This window comes from Pontibacillus litoralis JSM 072002 (assembly GCF_000775615.1).
Lineage (GTDB): Bacteria > Bacillota > Bacilli > Bacillales > BH030062 > Pontibacillus > Pontibacillus litoralis.
Genome location: NZ_AVPG01000006.1, coordinates 1 through 13,212 on the forward strand (window position 1 = coordinate 1; position 13,212 = coordinate 13,212).

Consider the following 13,212-nt stretch of genomic DNA (forward strand, 5'->3'; position numbering starts at 1 on the left):
AAAGTTACTTAACTTTTCCCTCTACTCGATTCCAAAAAACAAATTGACTATAATATGATTATGTAAACAAAGGTTGTGACAAAATATTGTCTGATAATAATGACATTGAGGTGAACGTTTTCTGCTACGAGCCTTTCAAATGGGTTTGAATGATATCATTAAGATAGGAAAGAAAACCATTATTGGGAGGGGTAAGTAGTGGGTAGAAAATTATGGGTGTGGCTAGTAGCAATTAGCTTTGTTTTATTATTGTCAGCTTGTGCTGAAGAAAGTAGCGAAGAAGTATCGAAGCAAACTACAAATGATGCTCAACAAGAAGAACTTCCATATAATCCACCTTCATTAGATGATTTAGACCCGGAAGATCCAAAAACAGAATACATTAAATATGGGGAACAAGTATTTAACGAAACAAATGTCGTATTAGAGGAACAAGTAGGGAATGATTTGTCTTGTCAAAGCTGTCATGCTAACGGTGGGTTAAGTCAAAATTCTTCCATGGTAGGCGTTACAACACAATTTCCCCAGTATCGCCCTAGGGAAGGGGTTGTATTCACATTAGAAGACCGCATTAACGGGTGTATGGTTCGTAGTATGAATGGCGAGGAAATAGCTGAGGATAGTAAAGAAATGAGATCATTAATGTCCTATTTACAGTATATTTCACAAGGTATTGAAGAAGGCGAAGATATTCCTTGGCGAATGAAAAATACAATGAAAGAAATACCTGAACCAGATGTAGAACGGGGAGAAGAATTATTTACAAGCAAAAGCTGTATTAGCTGTCATGCTGCAGATGGGTCAGGTACAGGCACAAATACAGGCCCAGCGTTATGGGGGGACAATTCTTTTAATGACGGTGCTGGCATGAGTAGAATGGTGAAAATGGCGGGATATTTGCAAAATAATATGCCACCAGGAGAAGGGGAACAATTAAGTGACCAAGAAGCTGCCGATCTTGCCGCTTATATTCTCTCCCACGAAAGACCAATATGGGAAGGGCATGAAACCGATTGGCCTAAGGGAGGTCGTCCAACCGATATCATTGATCAAGACAGACGTAAACAAATTCGTGAAGGTACATTCGATTGGACAGAGATAGATAATATTATCCCTGCAGAAAAACAATAAAACATGCAAACGAAGCGTAGATTCTCAAAAGAAAGACGAGAATCTACGCTTTTATTATTTCAATTTCTTCATATAAGTTTGATTGATAATGTGTTTAATTTTCCAAGCAAGTTTACTGTGATGGATAAACGAACCGTATAAAAACAAACCATGCTTGTTCCCAGTTGACATAATCGATATAAATCGTTTGTTCGGTTTAAAATGGCTTCCTTCACCATTTGTTAAAAATCCATTAATATTTTCCCATAGTATAGGTGCTTGTTTTACTACTTGTCCTTCATTTTTCGGTAGATTAGGATAATCACTTAATGTTATACAATCTCCTGCACCAAATATGGAAGGAAAAGATTTTACTTGTAAAGTAGACGTTACTTGTAAATACCCCGATTCATCCGTCGGCAAGTGAGATAATCGAAATAACTCTGGAGCTCGTGGTCCTGTCAGCCAAAGCACTTCATCATAGTCGATTTTTTCACCATCCTTTGTAATTAACTTTTTCGAATGCACTTTTTCAATTTCCTCATTTAATTGTAAGGTAATGTTGTATTGCCTGATTCGATGCTGTAATTGCTTATGTGCTTTCATCATATAAGAAGAGCGATTAATAAGTGTAATAGGTGTTGATAAATGTTGATTCCTTCTCCAAGCTTGAATGGCAAGAGCAAGTTCTATACCTTCCATATCACCACCAACAATGACAGGCCTTCTACTGTTTCTTAACTTATCTATCATATTGGTAAAGTGAAAATTAGGTTTGATTCGTAATGCATATTGTTTTACCCCATGCCTATCAGTTTGTGCAGTTAATGAACCAATGTTAAAGGAAACGACGTCATAAGATAATACCTTTCCTTTATCTGTTAGCAGTATCTTCTGCCGAGGATCAATGGACATAACAGCTTCCTGATGAAAAGTCGCTCCCTCTTTCTCTACCAGTGCTTTCACATCGATACGTATGTCCTCTTCGTTATAAATGCCCTCAGCATAACCTGACATCATGCCAGAATAATAATGAAATGGAGAAGGAGAAATAACTGTTAATGCCACATTTTTAATCGGTTGTTTGATCCATTGCTGAATGATGTGTAAATGAGCGTGACCCGCTCCAATTAAAATAAGCTGTTTCATATAAATGTATCTTCCGCCCTTTATTTAAGTGTATGTTACTATCAGGGGTACCGCCAACATTTCGGAAATTTTGTACGCTAAGCTAAGTTCGACACGAAAAAGCCAAAAACCTGTACGTTAAGGGACTTGGCTTTTGTTATAGATTTATTTTATACTTACATAACGCAGAATACACTGTACGCCTACATATCTAAAGCATAGGTATTCTTTGTTTTTTTAATACTATTAAGGTAATAAAAATGAAAGTTAATGTATAAAAAAAGGTAAATAACAGACTTTGATTTACTGTATAGATATCTGGCATATCGTAAAACGATACAATTCCTCCATTTTCAGTATCCCTAAACAAATTTGGAAGCATTGATTTTTGAATAAATAAAGGGAAATACTGTCCAAAAGACCAACTATGTAATATAGACGATTCTATAGTAGGATAGATAAATCCAATAATTACTCCTGTTATTAAACTTTTACTAATAACGGTAATACATCCAGCGAATATTCCCCATAGTAACAAACTTAAAATTGTGCCTAAAATTTGCAGGAAATAATCGTTTAGTTGTATAGACTCTGTCGAGACTATATTCATTGGTAAGTTAAAAATAGCAGGGGTAATAAAACTAACTGTTAGTCCAATAATTATCGATACTAAAATAAAAAAAATGATAAAGGTAAATATACCCATAACTTTGCCAATTAAAACTTCCGATCTTGTCATCCCACTAATCCATAATTGTCTAATAGTAAAATGACGGTATTCTATGCCAAATATAAGAGCACCAACTATTGAAATAAGAATAGGTCCTAATGCGTTTACTGAAGCCAGTGAATAAGGTATAACCATTTTTTTACTTAAAATAAAAAGCATTGCAGCAAGAGAATTAGTAGTATCGGAATCTTTAATGAATTCAATGGTTTCTTGTTCATTAAAAGAACTATTTTCCATAAAGGAAGTAAAAGAGCTTTGGAAATGTAAACCAACACTTATATAAGAATAGATTATAAAAATTCCAAAAAGCACTATTGACCAAATACTTACCGGGTGTTTAATAAGCTTCATACATTCATTAGTATATGATTTAAGCATTATGCTCCTCTCCTCCTTCGCTAAGATGATTATAAAGAATTTCCCATTCTTTTGCTGGGTGTAACCTAGCCCATTCTTGAATAGATATATTCTTAAGAGTTAAGGATTGCTGGAAAGAATCGAGGGCTTGTTTAGATTGAAGTTTTATATACCAGGTACATGCATCAAGGCTGTCTACATTGGTAACTTCATCTAATTCCAATAGTTGGTCTATATTTATAGGTGTTGTTGTTTTTAGCTGAATAGTTGGTGGGGAACCTCCATTCATATAATCGGACAAATCTAATTCCTTTTTAATTTTTCCATTATATATCATTCCAAGTCGATTACAACATTTCTCAATTACCCCCCATTCATGACTTGCTAATATAAAACAACAACCTTCGATAGACATTTCCTGAATAATTTTCACTAAACTTTTATAAGAAGAACTATCAAGCCCATTAGTAGGTTCATCTAATAGATAAATACTAGCTTTTTTAGAAAGTGCAATTGCTATTCCTAAACGTTGCTTTTGACCAAAGGAAATCTTTTTTACTTTTTTAGAGAGTATTTCTAAATTTGACTTATTCAACCTTTTTAATATATCTAATGCTTTTTTAGGATCTGGAGACAATAAATCTATATTATCTTTCCCTGTCACATATGGGTATAAGGATGTTGGTTGAAAGGCCATACTAACATGGTTCGAGTCATTTTTTTTACCATTAATTAAGATACTACCCTCATCGGGAGTAAGTAGGCCGGCTATAATTGATAAAAATGTTGTTTTACCCGAACCATTAATTCCTACTAATGCGTACACATCTTGTGAGTTAAGAGAAAGGGAAATGTTTTTTAAGATTGGCTGTTTTTGAAAACTTAGTTTCAAATTATCTACATTAAGAATTTGTTTACTCATAAATGCTCACCTTTCTTAATGGGTTAAAACCCAGCGTAGTTACTATTTTCCGCAAAGCAGGTTCTAAATAAGGAAAACACTGATTCCAAGTGATTTTAAGGTAGACTCCGATGAAGAATACAATTGCTTGGATTTGGTAATAACCAAACCCAAGCAATATTTTATAAGAATTTACGATTATTGTGCGGATGATGTACCATTTGGGTAGACTTTGGTTAAAATTCGACTTGTGAATTGTGAACCTCCTGCATGTCCCCATGGAGTAGGGATACCACTTTTAAAGTTAACACTTTGGTTTGTTTGACCAACTGTACTATATTTGTAGTTCCAACTATTTTTCTCGTTACTATAACCGTAATCTATCATCTCCCTCTAAAGGAAAAATTATGAAAAACGTCTTGTTGTGAATTTATTATATCATACATTATTCATAAAATTTGTATTTTTACACTCTTTTTACAATTTAGTTTCCTACCACAAGAAAACAAATTGATATTACCCCTAGGGGTTGACGAATTTTACTATACGTTGTAATATACCCTTATAGGTATTTTAACTTTAAACTTTTCAGGAGGAATTACCATGAATGTAACTAAATCAATAGACGTAAAAGGATTAGCATGTCCAATGCCAATTGTGCAAACGAAAAAAGCAATTAAAGAATTACAAACACAAGACGTGTTAGAAGTTGTTACAACAGATGCTGGAGCGAAAGCAGACTTAACAGCTTGGGCAAAATCACAGGGCCATGCATTACTTGATGAAAAAGAAGAAAATGACGTTTTTACTTTCTGGATTCAAAAAGGATAATATTTTTTTATCTTGATCTATACCCGCATGAGTATTAAAGAGAAGGAGGAATTCGATGACAGAGAGTAAATCTACGAACATTATTTTATTTAGTGGCGATTATGATAAAGCGATGGCAGCTTATATTATTGCAAATGGCGCAGCTGCTTACGACCATAAAGTGACCGTCTTTCATACGTTTTGGGGATTAAATGCTTTACGTAAAGATGGGAAAGTAGAAGCGCAAAAAGGAATGCTAGAAAAAATGTTCGGTAAAATGATGCCTCGTGGTGCTGATAAAATGGGGTTATCTAACATGAACATGGCTGGATTAGGACCAAAGATGATCAAAAAAGTAATGAAAAAGCACAATACGAGTACAGTGCCAGAATTAATTGAAATGGCGCAAATGCAAGACGTGAACTTAGTAGCTTGTCAGATGACCGTCGACTTATTAGGGTTTAAAAAGGAAGAATTATTAGATGATATCACCTATGCTGGCGTTGCTGCTTATCTAGGTGAAGCAGAAGATGGAAATGTCAGTTTATTTATTTAATAAATAAGAAGGGTACATCGTGTATCCTTCTTATCCGTTTGGTAAGGGGGTAAGTTTGTATGGATTTCATGTTTATATTAACGATTTTCCTCATTGGTTTTATTGGATCATTCATTTCTGGCATGGTCGGAATTGGGGGATCCATTGTAAAGTATCCAATGTTATTATATATTCCACCGCTATTAGGCTTTACAGCATTTACTGCGCATGAAGTAGCGGGTATCAGTGCGGTACAAGTCTTCTTTGCTACGATTGGTGGCGTTTGGGCGTATCGTAAAGGCGGCTATTTAAATAAATCTCTCATCCTCTATATGGGAACTAGCATTTTAATCGGTAGTTTCATTGGTGGATATGGGTCAACGCTTCTAGCAGATAGCACTGTCAATTTTGTCTATGCCATTTTAGCAACGCTAGCAGCTGTAATGATGTTTGTTCCTAAGAAAGGGCTAGAAGATCAAGCTTTATCGCAAGTTACATTTAATAAGCCACTAGCAAGCGGATTGGCATTTATAACAGGCATTGGTGCTGGAATTGTAGGGGCAGCCGGTGCATTCATTTTAGTTCCAATTATGTTAGTTGTATTAAAGATTCCAACGAGAATGACAATTGCTAGTTCACTTGCAATTACGTTTATTTCCTCCATCGGAACAACCGTAGGAAAAGTGGCTACAGGTCAAGTATTGTTTGGCCCAGCGGTGGTTATGATTGTAGCCAGTTTAATTGCTTCTCCATTAGGGGCGAATGCAGGAAAACGAATTAACACGAAAGCACTTCAGTGGATATTAGCGATACTTATTCTAGCTAGCGCGTTAAAAATATGGACTGATTACTTCAATCTATAACGGTGAATAAATCTGTTTTCTGCTAAGTAAGTAGAGAGCAGATTTTTTTATATGCTAGTGAATTAGCTTTTTTACTGAAGGACTATTCATATCATATGGAGAATGATATAATTTCAGTTGGTATTATATAAAAATGGAGGATCATAAACTATGCTACAGGCTACAAATGTAAGTCTTCGCTTCGGCGATCAGAAGTTATTTGAAGACGTTAATATAAAATTCACTTCTGGTAATTGTTACGGTCTTATCGGTGCTAACGGAGCTGGTAAGTCAACATTTTTAAAAATATTATCTGGTGAAATTGAAGCGCAAACAGGTGAAGTATCATTAAAGTCCGATCATCGTATGGCAGTTTTAAAACAGAATCATTTCGAATATGAGGAGGAAGTAGTACTTCAAGTTGTCATGATGGGGCATCAGCGCCTATATGAAGTCATGCAAGAGAAAGATGCTATCTACATGAAAGCAGATTTCACAGAAGAAGATGGTATGCGTGCTGCTGAACTTGAAGGTGAATTTGCAGAAATGAACGGTTGGGAAGCGGAATCTGATGCGGCGCGTCTATTAACAGGACTTGGCATCGAAGAAGCACTTCATTCAAAGAAAATGGCTGATTTAACGGGTGCTGAAAAGGTGAAAGTATTACTTGCACAAGCGTTATTTGGTAATCCAGATGTACTACTACTAGATGAGCCTACCAACCACCTAGACATACGCGCCATTCAATGGTTAGAAGAGTTCTTAATTAACTTTGAGGGAACGGTCATCGTTGTTTCTCACGACCGTCACTTTTTAAATAGCGTATGTACACATATTGCTGACCTTGATTTCGGGAAAATCCAAATTTACGTCGGTAACTATGATTTCTGGTATGAATCAAGCCAATTAGCTCAAAGATTAGCTAAGGAAGAGAATAAGAAAAAAGAACAAAAAGCTGCGGAGCTGAAAGAATTTATTCAACGATTTAGTGCGAACAAATCGAAATCAAAACAAGCAACTTCTCGTAAGAAATTGTTAGATAAAATTACATTAGATGACATTCAACCATCTACTCGTCGCTACCCATATATCGCATTTAAGCCAAGCCGTGAAATTGGTAATGACTTGCTAGAAGTAAAAGACCTATCCAAAACGATTGATGGAGAGAAAGTATTAAATAACCTATCTTTCACATTAAATAAAGATGATAAGGTAGCGTTCGTCGGTAGTAATGAAATCGCTAAAACAGCACTATTTAAAATCTTGATGGATGAAATGGCACCGGATGAAGGAACATATAAGTGGGGAGTCACTACTTCTCAAAGTTATTTCCCTAAAGACAATTCAGCATTCTTTGAGAACAATGAATTGAACTTGGTAGAATGGTTACGCCAATACTCTCCAGAAGATGAAACAGAGACATTTCTGCGCAGCTTCCTAGGGCGCATGTTATTCTCAGGTGAAGAAGTGAAAAAGAAAGCAAACGTCTTATCAGGTGGAGAAAAAGTACGTTGTATGTTATCGAAAATGATGCTAAGTGGAGCAAATGTCATTTTACTTGATGAACCAACGAACCACCTAGATCTTGAATCGATTACTGCGCTAAACGAAGGGCTTATTAATTTTAAAGGTTCCATTATTTTCTCTTCTCATGATCATCAGTTCGTTGATACCGTTGCGAATCGCATTATTGAAATCTTGCCGAATGGTATAATTGATAAGTATATGACGTATGACGAATATGTTAATGATCCAGAAATTGACAAAATGAGAAAACAACTTTCTTAAGTAAAAAATCTAAGCACATTTCACTTGAACATGAAGAGGAGGGGGAAATGCCCTTCTCTTTTTGTTCTCATAGGATAGTGTGCAAGTTATTTAAACCATTCATATACATATGTACATGATTGAGGGGGAACATGGGTGGAAGCAATTATTGAATCCTATAGTCCGATTCTTATTTTTATTGCTATTTTATTAACGTTAATGACGACTTACACTTCTTTGGATCTATTTACGTTAATGAATGCTACGGAAAAGCATAATCGCTTATTATTCTTAGGTGGTATAACCTCCATGGGAATAGGAATATGGGTGATGAACTTTCTAACAATGCTTGCTTTAGATATGTATGGCATTAAGGATAACCAGATGCTTTTAACGATATTATCTATTTTGTTAAGCATATCTTTCACTGGAATAGCATTTAATTTTATCTACAATATGCGAGCACCATTTAAAAGAATTATGTTAACGAGTTTGTTTCTTACTTTTGCTGTCTTTGCAACACATGTAATAGGTATGTACACGTTAAACTTAAGTATTGCGTATGATGTCGTCGTATTAAGTTTGTCACTATTATTGATCTATATGTCATTTCTTTTCTCCCTTTGGGTTGTATTCTCATACCAAAAGGATATACAACGGGCGCATTTATGGTTAAAACCAATGACAGCTATTATCATGACAGCCGCTATTGTAGAAGGATACTTTTTGTTAACAAAAGCTTCGACATCATACGGCATATCAGATATTAACATACCTATTCAGTCATCACAGGAATCATTCATTCTCTACTTAGTCCTATTTATTACAATATTAATTACCGCTGGTTTATTAGGGTCTAGTACATTCATTAATAATCGGTTGTTTACAAGTGATACGTATTTAAATGACTTTAAGCATGCGTTAGATGCTTCATCGATTGTAGCGATTACGGATGCAAAAGGACTAATTACGTATGTGAATGATAAATTTGTCGAAATTTCTCAATATGAAGAGCATGAAATTTTAGGAAAAGACCATCGAATCTTAAATTCTGGTTACCATTCTAAAGCATTCTTTAAAGAACTATGGCGCACAATTGGCACTGGACACATCTGGAGAGGTGAAATTCGTAATAAAGCGAAAGACGGTTCTTATTATTGGGTAGATACTACGATTGTTCCTTTCTTGACGGAAAAAGGAAAACCATATCAGTACTTGGCTATTCGTAACGATATTACAGAAAGAAAGAAAACAGAAGAAATTTTGCACCGTCAAGATAAACTAGCTGCAGTTGGACAGCTAGCTGCAGGATTTGCTCATGAAATTCGTAATCCTCTTACATCTATGAGAGGCTATGCAGAATTTCTTCAACTAGATGAAACCGTTTCAGAACGACAAGAATTTCTGTCCATTATTATCGATGAAATTGAACGTGTAGATACGATTGTAGAAGACTTTATGGTGCTAGCAAAACCAAAGAACATAGAGCTAAAAGAGCATAATATTATTACGATTATTCATAATGTCATGTCCTTGTTAGAATTTCACGCTAAAAAGCACAAAGTTTCCCTTTCATTTCAAGCAGATACGGATTACATTGTGTTAGACTGTGACGAAGATCGTATTAAGCAAGTTATCTTAAACTTTGTGAAGAACGGGATTGAAGCTACTCCTAAAAACGGGGAAGTAAACGTACGTGTTACTCATACGCTAAGCGCCATTACGATTACCATTTCTGATACAGGAATCGGTATTTCACCAGATAAATTAAAAAAGATTGGTGAACCATTTTTTACAACGAAAAAAGATGGAAATGGGTTAGGTTTAATGATGAGCTTTAAAATAATTGAATCACATAGTGGGCAGATAAATGTGGAAAGCGAAGTAAATAAAGGTACAACGTTTACCATCACACTGCCAATGAAACAGATAGAGAAAGGAGATAGCCACTAATCGTCAGTGGCTATCTTTCTTACTATTGAGTAGAACTTATAATAAGGGATTGGTCATAATGAAACAACCGAAAGATAGAAGGTTTGCAATTGCAAATCGTGAAGCGCGAATTGGGGTAGTATTAGCTATCATTCATTTTATTTGGTGGTTCGGATTTGCATACGGATTAGGAGGGGAGAATCCGGGAGAATACACATATATTTTAGGATTTCCTGCTTGGTTTTTTTATAGTTGTATCGTAGGTTTTGTTATAATCGTTTTGCTAGTGGTTGCTTGCGTGAAATGGATATTTGTCGATGTACCGTTAGATGAAGAAGGTGAGCAACGGTGAATATTACTGTAACCATTGTATTATTCCTTTTTTTATGTATTATTTTCGCTGTTGGCTTTTGGGCTAGTAAAAGTGTACAAACGTCTGAAAGTTTCTTGCAAGAGTATTTTTTAGGTGGACGACAACTTGGTGGCTTTATTCTTGCGATGACGATGACTGCTACTTATGGTAGTGCAAGTAGTTTTATTGGTGGTCCTGGCCTTGCATACAATCAAGGACTTGGCTGGGTATTACTTGCCATGTCTCAAGTCGTGACAGGCTATTTTGTATTAATGGTACTAGGTAAGCGATTTGCAATCATTGCCCGCAAATACAACGCCATTACGTTGATTGACTTTTTAAAAGTTCGATATAACAACAATAAATGGGTTGTCCTACTTGGAGCGTTCACTATCGTTGTTTTTTTATTTTCTGCGATGGCCGCTCAATGGGTGGGTGGTGCACGATTAATTGAATCTTTAACAGGGCTATCCTATACGAGTGCTTTATTTCTATTTGCTATTGCAGTTCTAGTGTATGTTGTCATAGGCGGCTTTAAAGCAGTTGCCTTAACAGATACTGTACAAGGGGTAGTAATGTTCTTTGGGACACTTATTCTATTAATTGCCACAATCATTGCTGGTGGTGGTGTAAATAATATAATGGAAGACTTAGTAAGACTAAACCCTAACATGATTACTCCTTATGGGGCAAACGGTGATTTAAGTCCTGCCTACGTTTCTTCCTTTTGGATCTTAGTTGGTGTTGGTGTCGTCGGCTTGCCACACGTTACGGTACGAGCGATGTCTTATAAAAGCTCCAAAGCGATGCATCGAGCTATTATCATTGGAACCATTGTTGTAGGAGTCATTATGCTGAATATGCATTTAGTCGGTGTATTCGCCAAACCTATTTTGCCTAATATTGATAATGCAGATATGGTCATGCCTACAATAGCTCAGCACGTGCTCCCACCGTGGTTGGCAGGCATTGTGTTAGCAGCTCCTATGGCAGCAATCATGTCCACTGTCGATTCCTTATTACTTATCGTCAGCTCTGCAATAGTGAAGGATGTGTATATAAATTATGTAAATCCATCGGCTACAAACGAAAAAATTAAAAAACTAAGCTTTGGAGTAACTGCTACGCTAGGCATCTTGGTATTTTTATTTGCTTTACAACCTCCTGAATTGCTAATATGGCTGAACTTATATGCTTTTGGTGGACTTGAAGCAGCGTTTATTTGGCCAGTCGTCTTAGGATTGTATTGGTCAAAAGGAAATCAGTACGGTGCGATTGCGTCTATGGTAACAGGGATTGTTTCTTATGTAGTTGTAGATGTCTTTTATAGTTCATCATTACCGGTTCATCCAGTCGTTTTACCTGTTGTGTTAACGTTTGTCGTGTATGTGCTAGTTAGTTTATCGACAAATCCGAAACAAGCGCATCTATAATCTTTATGATAAAAGCTATCTAGTATAGGTAGCTTTTTCTTTGTAATGAATTTGTTATATAACTGTTATGAATGAAATGATAATGTTACCTCCTTGTTCTTTGCATACGATTGTTATCTGTTATAGTAATACATAGATTAAGTTGCACGTACATAGGAGGCATATATATGAAGAAAACAATCATGTCATTAGTAGCAGTTGCAGGCTTTTCAGGCGCTTTTGCATCAGCTGCTCATGCAGAAGAAGTATCCGTAACTACAGGAGATACACTTTGGGATCTATCCAGAGCACATAACGTATCCGTTCAAGACATTAAAGATTGGAATAACTTAACAAGCAATATCATTTATCCAAATATGCAATTATCCATTTCTACAGCAGCAAAACCACAAACAAATGCAGCTGTGTATACAGTTCAATCAGGTGACACGCTATGGGAAATTGCTCATCGTCAAGGAATATCTGTACACGAATTAAAAGAATGGAATGGATTACATTCAGATATCATTCGAGCAGGACAACAATTAACACTAAATGGGGCAAAAGCTGTTTCATCTAATCCAGTAGAAGCGCAAGCAACAGTGAAAGCAGAGAAGAAAGAGCCAGCACCGAAACAAGAAGTAAAGAAAGAGCAATCTAAACAAACAAAAACAAAAGTGGAAACAGCACAGCCAATACAAAATAAGCAAGCAGCATCTGCAAAAATGATAGAAGTATCTTCCACTGCTTATACTGCTGAGTGCAACGGTTGTTCTGGAATTACGTCAACAGGCATTAACCTGAAAGAAAATCCAAACCAAAAAGTAATTGCTGTAGACCCTAGTGTCATCCCGTTAGGATCAAAAGTATATGTAGAAGGTTATGGGGAAGCAATTGCCGGAGATGTTGGTGGTAGTATTAAAGGAAATAAAATCGATGTCTTCTTCCCTGATCGAAGCAAAGCGTTGCAATGGGGAAATCGTACAGTAACCGTTAAAGTTTTAAATTAATTTATATGGGATGAACCGCCTCTTTATAAAAAGGGGCGGTTTTTTTGATGTATAAAATGACAAGCATCATCCATCCTAAATAAAGGGACACCACAAGGAAAGGAGAATGAAGGATGACAAGAGGGCAAAGTAAGCAGAATAAAGCGAAGCAAGATGCAAAGTTGTCGCAAACACCTGATAAAGACGTTACGCGTGATGGGATGGATGTCGAATATGCGGAAGAATTTGCTGATCCTAATGACCAAGAAGCTAAACAACGAGCAAATGAAGCGACCAAACGTGTAAAAGGAGAATAGACGGAAAGATAAAATCAGGCTATGGAGCAA

At 36.0% G+C, this 13,212-nt stretch carries 13 protein-coding genes; 10 read left to right on the forward strand and 3 right to left on the reverse strand.

The genetic code is table 11. From position 1 onward, the window contains the following. Nucleotides 1–198: 198 nt before the first annotated feature. The gene (locus N784_RS05730; RefSeq protein ID WP_036833235.1) at nt 199–1,131 is read left to right on the forward strand and encodes a c-type cytochrome; all 933 of its coding nucleotides are present in this window, start codon (nt 199–201) and stop codon (nt 1,129–1,131) included. Nucleotides 1,132–1,185: 54 nt separating this feature from the next. Here the strand turns inward: N784_RS05730 and N784_RS05735 are convergent, their stop codons facing one another. The 3 genes from N784_RS05735 to N784_RS05745 form a co-directional block, all read right to left on the reverse strand. Further along, nucleotides 1,186–2,259 carry an NAD(P)/FAD-dependent oxidoreductase gene (locus tag N784_RS05735; RefSeq protein ID WP_036833236.1) on the reverse strand — a complete coding sequence of 358 codons (1,074 nt, stop codon included), beginning with the start codon at nt 2,257–2,259 and terminating at the stop codon, nt 1,186–1,188. A 190-nt stretch (nt 2,260–2,449) separates the two neighbouring features. Then, the gene (locus N784_RS05740) at nt 2,450–3,346 is read right to left on the reverse strand and encodes an ABC transporter permease subunit (RefSeq protein ID WP_036833237.1); all 897 of its coding nucleotides are present in this window, start codon (nt 3,344–3,346) and stop codon (nt 2,450–2,452) included. Then, the gene (locus N784_RS05745; RefSeq protein ID WP_036833238.1) at nt 3,339–4,247 is read right to left on the reverse strand and encodes an ATP-binding cassette domain-containing protein; all 909 of its coding nucleotides are present in this window, start codon (nt 4,245–4,247) and stop codon (nt 3,339–3,341) included. The genes N784_RS05740 and N784_RS05745 overlap by 8 nt, the downstream gene beginning before the upstream one ends. Before the next feature lie 582 nt (nt 4,248–4,829). Here N784_RS05745 and N784_RS05750 point away from each other — a divergent pair. From N784_RS05750 to N784_RS05790, 9 genes are all read left to right on the forward strand, one after another. Continuing rightward, nucleotides 4,830–5,057 carry a sulfurtransferase TusA family protein gene (locus N784_RS05750; RefSeq protein ID WP_036833239.1) on the forward strand — a complete coding sequence of 76 codons (228 nt, stop codon included), beginning with the start codon at nt 4,830–4,832 and terminating at the stop codon, nt 5,055–5,057. A gap of 55 nt (nt 5,058–5,112) precedes the next feature. Continuing rightward, on the forward strand, nt 5,113–5,592 hold the full coding sequence (locus tag N784_RS05755; protein WP_036833240.1) for a DsrE/DsrF/DrsH-like family protein: 480 nt from the start codon (nt 5,113–5,115) through the stop codon (nt 5,590–5,592). Between the two features lie 59 nt (nt 5,593–5,651). Then, nucleotides 5,652–6,434 carry a sulfite exporter TauE/SafE family protein gene (locus N784_RS05760; RefSeq protein ID WP_036833241.1) on the forward strand — a complete coding sequence of 261 codons (783 nt, stop codon included), beginning with the start codon at nt 5,652–5,654 and terminating at the stop codon, nt 6,432–6,434. Nucleotides 6,435–6,584: 150 nt separating this feature from the next. Further along, nucleotides 6,585–8,201 (forward strand): ABC-F family ATP-binding cassette domain-containing protein, encoded by a 1,617-nt coding sequence (locus N784_RS05765; protein WP_036833243.1) that lies wholly within the window; start codon nt 6,585–6,587, stop codon nt 8,199–8,201. Between the two features lie 135 nt (nt 8,202–8,336). After that, on the forward strand, nt 8,337–10,133 hold the full coding sequence (locus tag N784_RS05770) for an ATP-binding protein (protein WP_036833244.1): 1,797 nt from the start codon (nt 8,337–8,339) through the stop codon (nt 10,131–10,133). A gap of 58 nt (nt 10,134–10,191) precedes the next feature. Further along, on the forward strand, nt 10,192–10,464 hold the full coding sequence (locus N784_RS05775) for a YhdT family protein (protein WP_036833246.1): 273 nt from the start codon (nt 10,192–10,194) through the stop codon (nt 10,462–10,464). Next, nucleotides 10,461–11,897, forward strand: coding sequence for a sodium/pantothenate symporter (panF, locus tag N784_RS05780; RefSeq protein WP_036833248.1), 1,437 nt, complete (start codon nt 10,461–10,463; stop codon nt 11,895–11,897). Before N784_RS05775 ends, panF begins: the two co-directional genes overlap by 4 nt. Nucleotides 11,898–12,064: 167 nt before the next feature. Continuing rightward, the gene (locus tag N784_RS05785; RefSeq protein ID WP_036833249.1) at nt 12,065–12,886 is read left to right on the forward strand and encodes a LysM peptidoglycan-binding and 3D domain-containing protein; all 822 of its coding nucleotides are present in this window, start codon (nt 12,065–12,067) and stop codon (nt 12,884–12,886) included. 113 nt (nt 12,887–12,999) lie between these two features. Beyond that, nucleotides 13,000–13,182 (forward strand): YfhD family protein, encoded by a 183-nt coding sequence (locus N784_RS05790; protein WP_036833250.1) that lies wholly within the window; start codon nt 13,000–13,002, stop codon nt 13,180–13,182. Nucleotides 13,183–13,212 lie beyond the last annotated feature (30 nt).

Bases quoted from the DNA above. Each gene is read 5' to 3' on its own strand.
- N784_RS05735 (WP_036833236.1), bottom strand. From the start codon at position 2,259: ATGAAACAGCTTATTTTAATTGGAGCGGGTCACGCTCATTTACACATC.
- N784_RS05740 (WP_036833237.1), bottom strand. From the start codon at position 3,346: ATGCTTAAATCATATACTAATGAATGTATGAAGCTTATTAAACACCCG.
- N784_RS05745 (WP_036833238.1), bottom strand. From the start codon at position 4,247: ATGAGTAAACAAATTCTTAATGTAGATAATTTGAAACTAAGTTTTCAA.
- N784_RS05750 (WP_036833239.1), top strand. From the start codon at position 4,830: ATGAATGTAACTAAATCAATAGACGTAAAAGGATTAGCATGTCCAATG.
- N784_RS05755 (WP_036833240.1), top strand. From the start codon at position 5,113: ATGACAGAGAGTAAATCTACGAACATTATTTTATTTAGTGGCGATTAT.
- N784_RS05760 (WP_036833241.1), top strand. From the start codon at position 5,652: ATGGATTTCATGTTTATATTAACGATTTTCCTCATTGGTTTTATTGGA.
- N784_RS05765 (WP_036833243.1), top strand. From the start codon at position 6,585: ATGCTACAGGCTACAAATGTAAGTCTTCGCTTCGGCGATCAGAAGTTA.
- N784_RS05775 (WP_036833246.1), top strand. From the start codon at position 10,192: ATGAAACAACCGAAAGATAGAAGGTTTGCAATTGCAAATCGTGAAGCG.
- N784_RS05785 (WP_036833249.1), top strand. From the start codon at position 12,065: ATGAAGAAAACAATCATGTCATTAGTAGCAGTTGCAGGCTTTTCAGGC.
- N784_RS05790 (WP_036833250.1), top strand. From the start codon at position 13,000: ATGACAAGAGGGCAAAGTAAGCAGAATAAAGCGAAGCAAGATGCAAAG.